Genomic DNA, 12834 nt, shown 5'->3' with positions numbered 1-12834 from the left:
TTACGTTCCGTGAACTAGTATCCGCAAGCCGGAGGAAATAAAACCAATCAAAAAGGCGCCCGGATTCCGGGCGCCTTTTTGAGCCTAACATCTTACATACTTGCGTTTGAAGCCAACCTGCCCTCTGCCTAAAAACTTCTCGATATTAACGGCAGCGTTGATGTGCTTGCTTTTCTTCGTGTCTTGGCCGACCTCAACCGGACCTACTTCCTTCGCGATCTCAACCGCCTTATCATGAAGCGGCTTGTACGATATGGCCACCGTGTACAAGAAATTGTTCATCGAATATTTCGTCCGCTTGGGAGCATCGTGGATCGTATTTTTCACCAGCTCCAGCATGCCGGCGATTTTCTCCTCGGAGAACTCGCTGTCCTTGCGATTGCCAAGCAGCCAGCAGTAGCAGCTCCAGCCTGCCGACATCTTCAGCTCTTCGCCGCTTGCAATCCATTTATCCGACACCTCTTGGGCGATGTCCGTCTCGGATAAGGTGACCGCCACCACATAGTCGGAGATCATATAGAAATACGCGCTGTCGATCCAACGCTCGAAATCCGCCTCGGTCATCGCCTTTGGTTCGGCAATGATCCCGGCGAAATACATGGCATCGTAATTGCCTGTTGCATACAGCTGATCGGCCAGCGGCTGATTATGTTTGATTTTGCGGAAAATAGGCTTCATCTCGCCTGTCGCCACGCCAAACAGCGGTTCGTGCGCGCCATTGCCCATATAAATCTTCTTGGTTCTTTCTTTGCCAAGCCCTTCAAGCTCCTGCATGACCTCTTCTAGAATCATTGTTCGCACATCCTTCGGAATGGATTGTTGTCAGGGCTATCGCCTTCTTCCTTGAATATACCATAAAAACGCCTACCCTCTCATTAGGACAAAAAAAGACACCCCTTCGGGTGCCTTTAACCTGTTGCCAGATAAGTCCATTGATGTACAAATGGGTTATGCCTGCTGTAAACCGGCTAGTCTCTTGAAATGATCGACCGACGGCACCGGCAGCCCCAGATGCTCGCGCAGCGTGGAGCCCTCGTACTCCTCGCGGTAGAGCCCGCGGCGCTGAAGCACCGGAACGACTTGCTCCACGAAATCGTCCAGATCGCCCGGCAATACCGGCGGCATGATGTTAAAGCCGTCGCAGCCGTAACCGTCATACCATTCTTCCATCAGATCAGCAAGCTGCTCCGGGGTGCCTACGAATTGCATATGGCCCCGGGCGCCTAGAAGTCTGCGGCCAAGCTCGATAATGGACAAGTTGTCTTTGCGGGCGAGATCCATAATAAGCTGGACGCGGCTTTTCATGCCGTTGCTTGCTTCCACCGGATCCGGAATGTCCGGCAGCGGACCGTCGGCCGGGAATTTGCTGAGGTCCGTCTGAAGCATGCCGGATACCATCATGACCGCTTCCTGCGGATCGATCAGGTCAAGCAGCTCCCGCTCCTTGCGGCGGGCTTCCTCTACCGTCGAGCCAAGGATAGGCGACAGTCCCGGCATAATGAGCAGGCTTCCCCGCTCCCGTCCTGCCGCGATCAGCTTCTCGTTTACGCTCTTGTAGAAGCCTTGCGCGGAAGCCAGCGAGGTCTGCGCCGTGAAGATCACCTCGCCAATGCTCGCGGCAAAGTCCTGCCCGGGTCCCGACGAACCCGCCTGAATAAGCACCGGGTAGCCTTGCGGCGGACGCGGCACATTCAGCAGCCCATGCGCGGAATAGAATTGCCCGCCGTAATCGGCGGCACGGAACTTCGACTCATCGGCGAACGTTCCCGATGCCCGGTCCATTACAAGCGACTCCTGCGGCCAGCTGTCCCACAGCGCCGTTACAACGTCCACGAATTCCTTCGCCATCTCATAGCGAGTCGCATGCTCCGGATGTTTCTCCCTGCCGAAGTTGCGGGCTTCGGTATCGACCTGAGACGTTACGATATTCCAGCCGGCCCGGCCGCCGCTCAAATGGTCAAGCGTAGCAAAGCGGCGTGCCGCATTATAAGGCTCGTTATAAGTCGTCGACAGCGTTGCAGTCAGGCCGATTTTTTCCGTTACCGTAGATAAAGCGGACAGCAGCGCCACCGGGTCGAGCATGCCAGCCGCCGCGCGGCTTGGATAGATCAAGTGCAGCAGATCCGCAAAAAAGATCATATCGAACTTGCCCTTCTCCGCCGACTTTGCGATCCGCTTATACCATTCGATATCGAACATCCGCTCCACGCCCGATTCCGGATGGCGCCAGCCGGCATGATGATGCCCCGTGAAATAAATAAACGCGCCTAGATGAAGCTGCCCTTGTCGTTGTCGACTCATGCCTATTCCCCACTTTCCAAGTAAGTATCGATCTATCCTTAACCTTTATAGCTGTTGTTCCAGCGAAGGCATCTTCTCTCCACCAGCCGCACGACCGAATCCGACAGCTTGCCGACCAGAGCGAACAAAATAATGCCAACGAACACGATGTCCGTCTGCCCATACACGCGGGCATCCTGAATCATATAGCCGACACCGGCGCTTGCGCCCATCATCTCCGCTACGGCAAGCAGCAGCCAGGAGGTCCCGACGGACAACCGGACGCCAAGCAGAATATTCGGAAGCGCAGCCGGAATAATGAGCTTCGTCAGCAGCTGTAGCTTGGAATATTGCAGAATGCGCGTCACCTCGTACAGCTTGCGGTCCGCGCTGCGAACGCCAAGATGCGTATGGAAGTAAAGCGGGAAGAAAGAACCTAGCGCAATGAGCAGAACCTTCGAGAATTCGCCTACTCCGAACCAAAGAATGAAGAGCGGAATTACCGCAAGCAGCGGAACCGTCCGCAGCATTTGAATGCTTGGATCAAGCGTGCGCTCTGCCCATTTGCCAAGACCGGTAAATACGCCAAGCAATAGTCCCGTCGCGCCGCCCAGCAAGAAACCTCCGCCTGCCCGAATCGCGCTGGTCGATACATGCTTCGCCATATCCCCGTCCACGCAGAGCTTCCAGAACGCCTCCGCAATCCGGGATGGCGCCGGCAAGGCCGATTCGGATATAAGTCCAAGCGCCGATGCCGATTCCCACAAGGCCAGCACGATAACGGGCAGTACCCAGCCGTACAGCCACTTCGGCATTCCCGCCCGGCGCTTCCGGCCAATCGCCGCTTGCCTTCCGCCGGCTTTAGAGCCTAATGTCACCTCGTTTGCACTCATCGCCCATTATCCCTCCCCGCCTAAGGAATCCCGCCAGCGCAAAAGTCTTTTCTCCGCCAGCCTTACCAGCGAATCGGTGACCTTGCCAACTACCGCGAACACAATAATGCCTACGAAAATAACGGACGTCAGCGAGAACGATCGCGCGTCGTTAATGATATAACCGATGCCGGAGCTGGAGCCCATCATCTCGGCTACGACCAAGCCAAGCCAGCTAACCGCGATGGAAAGCCGAATGCCGAGAAAGAGAGACGGAAGAGAGGCAGGAAGAATAAGCTTCGTAATCGTCTGCCATCTCGTAAATTCCAACACGCGCGCTACGTCAAACAAATTGCGGTCTACGGAACGGACGCCAAGGAAGGCGTTCACGTAGAGGGGGAAGAAGGCCCCCTTTGCGATAAGCAGGATTTTGGACGTCTCGCCAAAGCCGAACCACAAAATAAAAAGCGGGGCCACGGCAAGATGAGGCAGCGTCCGGAGCAGCTGCAGCGACGGATCGAGCAGCCGCTCGGCTTTGAGCGAGAAGCCTACCCATAATCCGGCCGCTAAGCCCAGCCCCCCGCCGATAAGGAACCCCAGCGCCGCCCTGCCCGCGGAAACGCGCAGGTTGCTTAGCAGCTCGCCCGAGGAGAGCATGCGTCCGAATTCGTCCACAATGTCCTTCGGAGGAGGGATCAGCACGGCATTCACCCATCCGTTTGAGGACGCGATCTGCCAGATGACCAGCACGGCCAGCGGAACCATCATTCCGATCAGCACGTGAACCGCGCGAAAGGCAAGCTTATTCCTCGTTATCTGCATGATTGCACCTCTTCTTTACTTAAGAGCTTTTTCGATGTATTGGTTGTCGAACACGTCAGCGACCTTAATCTGTTTGCGGATAGTGCCTAATTCGAATTGGAAATCGGCTGTTTTTTGCTGCTCGGCGATTGTCTCGTCGCTTACCGGAATATTAATCATGGTCGAACGGTCCTGAATGCCCTTCACCAGTTCAAGCGGAATGCTGCGCTCGTCGGCGTAACGCTTGAAAGCTTCGTCTTGATTGTCCGCTTCCCATTTGCGAGCCTCTTCGAATGTCTTCAGATACAGCGTCACAAGGTCCGGATACTTCTTCGCAAATTCCGAACGAACCAGCTGGAACGACGGGGACAATACGCCTTCGCTCTCGCCGTCTGCCAGCACGCGGGCTTTGCCGCTCAGCGTATTCAGGGAAATGTACGGATCCCATACCGCCCATGCGTCTACCTTGCCGCCCTCGAAGGAAGGCTGCGTCTCATCCGGCTGCAACTGAATCTCTTGAATATCGGATTGCTTCAGACCGGCCTTATCCAGTACCCGGTAGAGGAAGTTGTAAGCGTTGCTGCCCTTCGTTACCGCTACCTTCTTGCCTTTCAGATCGGCAATGCTCTTAATGTCGCTGTCTGCCGGAACAATGATCGCTACGTTATTCTTGCCGTCGAGCAGCTGCGAGATGATCGTGAAATCAACGCCTGCCGCCTGCGCCGCGATCGGAGGCATATTGCCCATGCCGGCAAAATCGAGATGATTGGAAGCCATCGCTTCAATCATCGGAGGACCGCTTTGGAACTCTACCCATTCCACCTTGGCGCCCAGCGCTTCAAAGGCATTTTCAAACCATTTCTCCTCTTGCGCTTTGCCGAACAGGCCGCCCTTGCCCTGCACGCCGATCTTAACGGTTACGCCATCATAGGAAGCCGTAGCCGTCGAGGCATTGCCTTCCGCATTCGCCGAAGCACCAGCCGATTCGGCAGGCTTGTTGTTCCCGCCGGCATTGTTATTGGAATTGCCGCAGCCCGCTACGATAAGAACCAAAGCGATGATTGCCGTTATCAAACCGTATTTTTTTCTCATATATCCGCATCTCCCTTAAGTTTCCGATTAAATGCCTGCACCCTGATCAAGCAGGGGCGGCTGTTCTATCTTTTCAAACTCGCCAAGCACCTTCGAGCGAAGCTCCTGGAAGGCTGCTCCTATCCGCTTGCGCGGGTAGGGAAGATCCACGTTAATGACATTGCGGATATGGCCGGGTCGCGGGTTCATAATAACGACCTTCTCCCCGAGGAATACCGCTTCGTCCAAATCATGCGTCACGAACAGCATCGTCGTCTTGCTGCTTCGCCAGATGTCCAGCAGCGCCTCCTGCATGTGCGTCCGGGTAAAGGCATCCAGCGCGCCGAACGGCTCGTCGAGCAGCAGAACCTCGGGCTTGCGGAGCAGCGCTCTCGCAATCGCGACCCGCTGGGCCATCCCGCCGGACAACTCCTTCGGATAAGCCTTCTCGAACCCCTTCAGGCGTACCAGCTCAATCAGCTCGTCGACCTGGCGGCGAACTTGCGCGTTTCCAAGCGACAGGTTTGCGGCAATATTCTTCTCGACGGTCAGCCATGGGAACAACCTGGGCTCTTGAAAAATAAAACCTTTATCCACGCCCGGTCCCGTAATGGCCTTGCCGTTTAACTCGACCGTTCCTTCGTAAGCCGTATCCAGCCCTGCTACGATCTTGAGCAAAGTACTCTTGCCGCAGCCGCTTGGTCCGATGAAGGTAACGAATTGTCCCCGCTCTACCTGCAGCCGAATATTGCTTAGCGCTACCACCGGTCCTGCAGGAGCCGCAAAAGTCTTGTTTAATCGCTCAATCGTTAGCATGAATACCGCCTCCAGCTTAATCTAAATTTTTCACACCGATTTACTTGGGATTATAGTTATAAAAAATGGGGCATCTGCCCTCGTCGTTGTGTACCCTCGCCAATCTCTGGATGTCCAGTCGATATTCCGGCGTACTTTTTAACAAACCGAATAATCGCTCGGTTTGTTATTGGCTAAATTGTAGCAGTGGCTCCCATTCGTTGTCAATCACAAAAAAAAGCGAGTTCTGCGCAGCAGCGCAACCCGCTTTTCCTACTGCTTGGTTCGTGTCGCGAATAGAGCGACAATCGAGCTCGCTTGCGCACGGATCGGCACCTCCGCGCCGGGAACCTTCTGCAGGGTTAAGCCTTGAATCAAGCTTACGAAATAATAGGCAAGCTCAAGCGGATCGCCGCCGACAACAAGCCCCTCCTGCTGGCCCTGCTTCATCATGGCCGCGACCGGTCCAAGGTTGTTCGTGAACCGCTCCGTAACCGCCTTGCGGATCTCTTCGGAGGAAGCATCGGACAAGCGCGACGTATGAATAAGAATGGTATAAGCCCAGCTATTCTCAAGAGCAAGCCAAGACTCAGCTAGCATAAACAGCTTCTCCAAGGCCGGACATTCCTGTTCTGCAATTCGGGTGACATGGTCTCCGTAGCCCGTCTGACCCCTTCTCAGAATCTCGCTTATAATCTCGGTTTTCGATTTAAAGTAATGATACATGTTGCCTATGCTCATGCCTGCTGCCGCAGCAATATCGTTGATGCTTACCGAACCGATCCCTTTTACGGCAATGGTCTCGAGAGCGGAATCTAGGATGTGGTTAATTCTTTTCTCCCTTTGCATGAGATCCTTTTCTACGTTTCTAGGCGACATAAAACAAAGCAGCCCCTTTCTTGACCTCCATTATAGCAGAGGGCATGAAACAGGGCGATCCCGGCCTCACCATGGGTTACCTGAAGGTGCGTATAGGAGTTGAAAGTGCGTACTTCACGGCTTCCCTTTTCTGTTTCACAATAGTCTTCAGAAGCAGAGGAGGAATGTTAGATGAGAACAACAGACACATCCAAAACCGCCCTGGTCGTAGGTGCAAACGGCGTAATCGGACGGAATCTTATTGATTATTTGAGGACGCTTCCCGAGTGGGATATTATCGGCGTGTCGCGCCGCGGCGGAGAGGCTTCCGATCGGGTGCGGTATATCGCGGTTGATCTTCTGGACGAAGCGGATACCCGGGAGAAGTTAAGCGGCCTGACCGCCGTTTCGCATATCTTTTACGCTGCCTATCAGGATCGGCCGACCTGGGCTGAACTTGTGGCACCCAACCTTGCCATGCTCGTCAATGTAGTCAATGCCATTGAACCGATTGCGCGAGATCTGCAGCATATCAGCCTCATGCAAGGCTATAAAGTATACGGGGCGCATCTTGGTCCCTTCAAGACGCCGGCGCGCGAGACGGATGCCTATCATATGCCGCCTGAATTTAATATCGATCAACAGCAATTTCTTGAGCGTCGGCAACCGGAAAGCAGCTGGACATGGTCGGCCCTCCGTCCATCGGTTGTTGCCGGTTTTGGGCTAGGAAACCCAATGAACCTGGCGATGGTTATCGCCGTCTACGCTTCCATGTCCAAGGAGCTTGGGCTGCCGCTTCGTTTCCCGGGAAAACCCGGGGCTTATAACAGCCTGCTGGAGATGACCGATGCGAATCTGCTTGCCCGCGCAACCGTATGGGCGGCTACCGACGAACGCTGCGCCAATCAGTCTTTTAACATTACCAACGGCGACCTCTTCAGGTGGAATGAGCTCTGGCCGAAGATCGCCGCCTATTTCGGCCTGGAGACCGCCTATCCGTTACCGATGTCGCTTGAGGTGGTTATGGCGGACAAAGAACCGCTCTGGAATGCCATGGTCGATAAATATGATTTGCAGAGAATCAACTATAAGGAAGTCTCCTCCTGGCGGTTCGGAGATTTCGTGTTTTCCTGGGATTACGATTTCTTTGCCGACGGCTCAAAAGCTCGCCGCTTCGGGTTTCATGACTATATCGACACGGAGAAAATGTTTATGGACATATTCGAGGACTTCCGCCAGCGGAAGGTCATTCCGTAATTTCATCGGCAGATACTGGAGGCTGGAACAGAACCTTTCCTTTGCCGCCGTACTTTTTGTCGATATACCCATCGCCCCACCGGCACATCGCATGCAGGATATCCTTCAGACTCCACCCGTAATCCGTTAACTCATATTCGACCTTCGGAGGTATCTGATTATAGGAAATGCGGTTGATGATTCCATCCCTCATGAGTTCATTTAGTTGCTGCGTCAGTACTTTTTGCGAGATCTCGGGGATTAGGCGCAGGAATTCGCCATTACGCTTCTTGCCGAATGTAAGATGGAACAATAGGACCGGCTTCCACTTGCCTCCGATCGCTTCAAGAGTGGCTTCGACCGCGGTATTGAAAATTTTTTCTTCATTCTGCATAGCCTGGTATCGCCTCCTATGCTCCACTTTATCATTTTACCTCTAACAGGAGTACCGTTCCGAGGCAAAATAAAGGGCGTCCATACGATGGACGCCCTTCCCTTTTATTTAGAAACGCTCAAAGCTGACGAACTCGCCAACCGGCTTGCGGTAGCCGCGTACCCGGCGGTTCGATGTATCTTCTTTCCCGATGCCAATGAGCAGAGCGGGAACATAACGGTCCGGCACGTCCAGCACCTTCATCATGGCTTCGGGATCAAAGCCGATCATTGGGCTCGTGTCCCAGCCCTTCTCTTTGGCTGCGAGCATGAACAGCATGGCGGATAGATTCGCGTTGCGGATAGCCTCGTCCCGCTTGAAGGCCTCGCCCCGCTCTTCGTAAAATTGCTGCACGGACTCGACCGTATGGTCGAATTCCTGTTTATTAATAACGCCGAGATGCAGCAGCCCTTCATTAAGCTCCGCCGTGTTCTGATGCGCATCCAGATGGCCAAGAACAAGAATAACAGCCGAAGCGGTTTTTACTTTATACTGCTTGTTTGCCGCTTCATATACTTTCTGCTTCATCTCCTCATCCCTGACGACAACATAATGGGCATGCTGCAGATTGAAGGACGACGGCGCGTATTTCACAAGATCAAAAATTTCGTTCAGCTCTTTATCTTCAATGGAAACCCCTTTAATGAATTTGTTTGCGGATCTTCTCTCCGTAACTACGGATACGAAATCGTTCATTTCGTCCGCCTCCTCTATGTATGATTTGTATGCGTGTATTATCTTTAATTTAATTATCTTAATTTTAAGACATTTAAAATGGAAATGCAAGCCTTTTTTTAAGCTTGCCTGCTCTCCTTCTTCTCCTGTAGCAGATAGGCGCCATACTGCTGGGTCCACGTCCACATCGCTTCAAAAACCGGCTTCAGGCCTTGGCCGCTCTCTGTCAGTTCATATTCGACATGCAGGGGCACGCCCGGATATATCGTGCGGGTGACAATTCCCTTCTCCTCTAACAGCCGCAGGCGGTCCGTTAAGGTTTTGGGGCTGATGGGCTCCAGCTTGCGGCGCAATTCTCCAAATCGCCGGGTCCCGTTAAACAGTTCGAATAAAAGAAGAAGCATCCATTTGCCATCTAAAATCTCCAGAATCGGTTCTACCGTGCCCGGACAGGATTGGTCCATCATCCTGCTTCCCTCCCATAGTTCATTTTTTGAAACTATTGCACATTAATGTAACTACTTTTCAAATATACCATACCTCCCTTATGATGTGAATCAAGCAATAAAGAAAAAGTTAATAAATGGATTCGAAGAGGAGGTTGAACGTTGAATAGACCTTTTAAGTTAGATCCTGAAGAGTATCCGTTTACCGATCATTGGCTGCCCTATCGTGACGGCTGCATTCATTACCTGGATGAAGGGCAAGGACCAACGGTTCTTCTGCTGCACGGCAATCCGACTTGGTCATACCTGTACAGAAATGTGATCAAAGAGCTTAGCGGGGAATGTCGTCTCCTTGCTCCGGATTACCCGGGGTTTGGCATGTCGACAGCTCCCGAAGGCTACCGGTTTACGCCGCAAGAGCAGTCGGAAGCCATTCAATATCTCATTCGCCATTTGGACCTACGGGACTTTGTTCTTGTCGTTCAGGATTGGGGAGGTCCAATCGGGTTGAACTACGCCGTACAGCACCGCGAGAATCTTCGCGGGATTGTCGTGATGAATACATGGGCCTGGCCAGCCACCATTTTACCTTTGAAATTGTTCTCGCTTGTTATGGGGGGATGGCCAATCGGGTATTGGCTTCAGACACGCCGCAATTTTTTCGCCAAAGCGATTGTGCCTCACGGGATTTACCAGACCGGCAAAGTGACGGACAGCTTGCGAAAGGCTTATACCGACCCGTTCCCTACCCCGAAATCCCGAATACCTACCTGGGTCTTTCCGGGACAGATCCGCAAGTCGCGGGCGTGGCTCGCCGGTATCGAATCGAAACTGTCGAACTTGGCCGATTTGCCCGCCCATATTCTATGGGGAACAAAGGACAGCGCGGGCTTCCCGCTCGGGCAAATGGTCAAATGGCAGCGCTATTTGCCTTTTAATCAAACCGAAATTCTGGAGGATGCCTCGCATTATGTACAGGAGGACCGGCCGGACCGGGTAGCGGCATCCATTCGGGGAGTTATGAACAGAACAAGAGGAGGAGTATCAGATGAAAACGATTTTGTGGGCAACATTAAGCGCCAACGGTAATTACGCGCAATCGGGTCCCGAAAACCCGCCAACCAAGGAAGCCTTGCAAGACTTCGCAGCCCAGGCTGGAGCAGCAGGGAACTTTATTGTAGGACGCCGGACCTTCGAAGGAATGCGGGGAGGCGGCACTCCCGGCCCATTCGGCGGAATCGACATCGTGGTCATCTCCAGGAACACGGCGGAAATCCCCGGGGTAAAGGTTGCGAAATCGCCGCAAGATGCCTTGGAATACCTGCAGGAGCGAGGGCATCAGACCGCTCTCATTAGCGGTGGGGCGGATATCCATAATTCGTTTCTGGCTTCGGGTCTGGTAGACGAATTGATCTTTAACGTGGCGCCTGTATTAGAGGGTAAAGGGTTAAATCTTATCACAGATAAAGATCGGTACCAATTCAAGCATGTGGAACTGTTGGACTGCAAGCCGCTGGGCGGCGGTGTCGTTCAACTGCGTTATGGCATCGACAGATAAGTTGCAGGTGCATGCGGATCACTCGGACTTTTTCTCTAAACGATCTGCCCCATGCAGCGATTCCATATGCTCGATATGCTCCTCGCCCCAATCGTTCATCACCTGCAGCACTTTGCTTAATCCTTGGCCGTATTCCGAAATCGAATATTCGACCTTCGGAGGAACCTGGTTATACACCTCGCGGTGAACGATATCGTTGTACTCAAGCTCTCTTAATTGCTGAGTAAGCATTCTTTTGTTAATGTCCGGTATAGCTTTAAGAAGCTCGCTGAAGCGCATCGTCCCGTTTGAAATAAGCTGAAGCAGGATAACTGGCTTCCACTTGCCGATCAATATATCCAGTGCCGATTCGAATTTGCAATATTGCTTCATGATCTCTCCACCCCTTATGCTGCGCTAGGTAACTTTTTATTTCCTTTGTTTAGATAAAGTGCCTACTTCCTTCTTTGGATAACTCAGGTCTATTATACCTTACAGGAGCTAAACAAAGAGAAGGAGGACGGCATTCTTGATGAATATCACGTTATGGATTATTCAAGGGCTTACGGCCTTAGGCTTTATTTACTCGGGGTGGTTGAAGGCTTTTCAATATGAAAAAGCTAAAGCTTCTTGGGGTTGGATAAAAGACCTTCCGAAGGGACTTGTCCTTTTTATCGGGCTGGCGGAGCTGCTTGGAGCTATTGGAGTTATTCTTCCCGAAGCGCTTGATATTGCGCCAATCCTGACGCCGGTAGCCGCGGCGGCGCTTGCCGTTGTTGTCTTGCTTGGTGCGGCGCTTCATGTTAGTCGAAAAGAATACCGGGAACTTGTCGTAAACCTTGTCTTTATCCTATTGGCCTTATTTGTTGCGATAGGTCAATTTTAAGCCGCGAAACGCGGCGCGAAAAAACAGCCCTCCGCCTGGCCAGCAGCCGGGTAGAGGGCGATTAGATTCCAACCATGATCTCCTTAGTTTAACCTTCCTTCGGAAAATCCGTTGAGTAGGCGAGCTCCTTCTGCGCCTCCAGTTCCTGAAGACGGCCGGTCAGCGCCTGATGAATAACCTGATAGCAATCGCTGCCAAGGGCAATTCTTTTGGGTGCGGGATGCTGGTCAACGCTGTCGATCATAATGGCGGCCATTTTGGCAGGATCCCCGATGGAGACGGCTGTTTTATCCTCTACGATCTTTCTTGCCTGCGCTGCCGGAGAGATATCGTAAGCTTCCATTCTGGAAGCAAGCTTTATGCTGTGATGCCTGAAGTTCGTACGCGCTCCGCCTGGCTCCACGATGGTAACGCCGATATGGAAAGGAGCAACTTCCTGTCTTACGGCCTCGATAAAGCCCTCGATTCCCCACTTCGTCGCATGATAGAGCGACCCGCCCGCAAACGCGGCTTGTCCGCCTACGGTTGAGAGCTGTATGATTCGCCCTCCGCGCTGCGCGCGCAAGTGTGGCAAGGAAGCCCGTACCAGCTGGATGGAACCAACAAGGTTGGTGTTGATCTGATGGGTAATCTGTTCATCCGTCAGTTCCTCCGCCGCGCCAATAAGGCCGTAACCCGCATTGCTGACAACAACGTCGATAGTGCCCAATTGATCGAAGGCCCGGTTAACAACCGTATAGATTGCCGAGGTGTCGGTCACGTCAAGATGAGCCACCCACAGAAGATCGCCGTACTTTTCCTTAAGATCATCCACCACGTCCAGATTACGCACCGTACCGGCCACGCGGTCGCCACGCTCCAGAAGCTGCTCGGTCATATGCCGGCCAAAGCCGCTGCTAATCCCCGTAATAAACCAAGTCCGTTGTGCCATCGTTCATTCCTTC

16 protein-coding genes are annotated in these 12834 nt (G+C 53.0%); 4 read left to right on the top strand and 12 right to left on the bottom strand.

The annotated features are described in order from the left end of the window. Positions 1-84: 84 nt before the first annotated feature. From CFI03_RS03655 to CFI03_RS03625, 7 genes are all read right to left on the bottom strand, one after another. Entirely contained in the window at positions 85-792 is a 708-nt protein-coding gene (locus tag CFI03_RS03655) for a DNA alkylation repair protein (protein ID WP_248756450.1), read from the bottom strand. Positions 793-948: 156 nt separating this feature from the next. Then, positions 949-2301, bottom strand: a complete 1353-nt coding sequence (locus tag CFI03_RS03650) for an LLM class flavin-dependent oxidoreductase (protein ID WP_248756449.1) — start codon at positions 2299-2301, stop codon at positions 949-951. Between the two features lie 38 nt (positions 2302-2339). After that, the gene (locus CFI03_RS03645; protein ID WP_127494777.1) at positions 2340-3173 is read right to left on the bottom strand and encodes an ABC transporter permease; all 834 of its coding nucleotides are present in this window, start codon (positions 3171-3173) and stop codon (positions 2340-2342) included. Positions 3174-3179: 6 nt separating this feature from the next. Next, positions 3180-3974, bottom strand: coding sequence for an ABC transporter permease (locus CFI03_RS03640; protein WP_127494775.1), 795 nt, complete (start codon positions 3972-3974; stop codon positions 3180-3182). Between the two features lie 15 nt (positions 3975-3989). Next, a complete protein-coding gene (locus CFI03_RS03635; RefSeq protein WP_248756448.1) occupies positions 3990-5045 on the bottom strand; it encodes an aliphatic sulfonate ABC transporter substrate-binding protein in 1056 nt (351 codons plus the stop codon). A 27-nt stretch (positions 5046-5072) separates the two neighbouring features. After that, positions 5073-5840, bottom strand: coding sequence for an ABC transporter ATP-binding protein (locus tag CFI03_RS03630; protein WP_248756447.1), 768 nt, complete (start codon positions 5838-5840; stop codon positions 5073-5075). A gap of 252 nt (positions 5841-6092) precedes the next feature. Beyond that, a complete protein-coding gene (locus CFI03_RS03625; protein ID WP_248756446.1) occupies positions 6093-6698 on the bottom strand; it encodes a TetR/AcrR family transcriptional regulator in 606 nt (201 codons plus the stop codon). A 171-nt stretch (positions 6699-6869) separates the two neighbouring features. On the opposite strand from CFI03_RS03625, the gene CFI03_RS03620 reads away from it, so the two are divergent. After that, positions 6870-7934, top strand: a complete 1065-nt coding sequence (locus CFI03_RS03620) for an SDR family oxidoreductase (protein ID WP_248756445.1) — start codon at positions 6870-6872, stop codon at positions 7932-7934. Here the strand turns inward: CFI03_RS03620 and CFI03_RS03615 are convergent. The 3 genes from CFI03_RS03615 to CFI03_RS03605 all read right to left on the bottom strand — a co-directional run bounded on the left by CFI03_RS03615 (position 7924) and on the right by CFI03_RS03605 (position 9488). Continuing rightward, entirely contained in the window at positions 7924-8307 is a 384-nt protein-coding gene (locus CFI03_RS03615; protein ID WP_201003011.1) for a winged helix-turn-helix transcriptional regulator, read from the bottom strand. The genes CFI03_RS03620 and CFI03_RS03615 overlap by 11 nt on opposite strands. A gap of 108 nt (positions 8308-8415) precedes the next feature. Then, positions 8416-9042: a nitroreductase family protein gene (locus CFI03_RS03610; protein WP_248756444.1), complete on the bottom strand. Its 627-nt coding sequence runs from the start codon at positions 9040-9042 to the stop codon at positions 8416-8418. A 98-nt stretch (positions 9043-9140) separates the two neighbouring features. After that, a complete protein-coding gene (locus CFI03_RS03605; RefSeq protein WP_116394597.1) occupies positions 9141-9488 on the bottom strand; it encodes a winged helix-turn-helix transcriptional regulator in 348 nt (115 codons plus the stop codon). A gap of 141 nt (positions 9489-9629) precedes the next feature. Here CFI03_RS03605 and CFI03_RS03600 point away from each other — a divergent pair, with 141 nt between their 5' ends. Together CFI03_RS03600 and CFI03_RS03595 are read left to right on the top strand one after the other, a co-directional pair. Then, positions 9630-10556: an alpha/beta fold hydrolase gene (locus tag CFI03_RS03600; RefSeq protein WP_116394596.1), complete on the top strand. Its 927-nt coding sequence runs from the start codon at positions 9630-9632 to the stop codon at positions 10554-10556. Then, positions 10516-11025, top strand: a complete 510-nt coding sequence (locus CFI03_RS03595; protein ID WP_116394595.1) for a dihydrofolate reductase family protein — start codon at positions 10516-10518, stop codon at positions 11023-11025. Before CFI03_RS03600 ends, CFI03_RS03595 begins: the two co-directional genes overlap by 41 nt. A gap of 18 nt (positions 11026-11043) precedes the next feature. On the opposite strand, the gene CFI03_RS03590 is transcribed toward CFI03_RS03595, so the two are convergent. Continuing rightward, a complete protein-coding gene (locus CFI03_RS03590) occupies positions 11044-11397 on the bottom strand; it encodes a winged helix-turn-helix transcriptional regulator (RefSeq protein WP_116394594.1) in 354 nt (117 codons plus the stop codon). A gap of 139 nt (positions 11398-11536) precedes the next feature. Between CFI03_RS03590 and CFI03_RS03585 the strand changes: the two genes are divergently transcribed. After that, positions 11537-11890 carry a DoxX family protein gene (locus CFI03_RS03585; RefSeq protein WP_116394593.1) on the top strand — a complete coding sequence of 118 codons (354 nt, stop codon included), beginning with the start codon at positions 11537-11539 and terminating at the stop codon, positions 11888-11890. An 88-nt stretch (positions 11891-11978) separates the two neighbouring features. Here the strand turns inward: CFI03_RS03585 and CFI03_RS03580 are convergent, their stop codons facing one another. Further along, positions 11979-12821, bottom strand: a complete 843-nt coding sequence (locus CFI03_RS03580) for an SDR family oxidoreductase (protein ID WP_116394592.1) — start codon at positions 12819-12821, stop codon at positions 11979-11981. Positions 12822-12834: the final 13 nt, after the last annotated feature.

It is taken from the genome of Paenibacillus sp. ATY16 (genome assembly GCF_003399985.2).
Classification (GTDB): domain Bacteria; phylum Bacillota; class Bacilli; order Paenibacillales; family Paenibacillaceae; genus Pristimantibacillus; species Pristimantibacillus glycanilyticus.
This window is presented reverse-complemented; position numbering and strand designations above follow the sequence as displayed.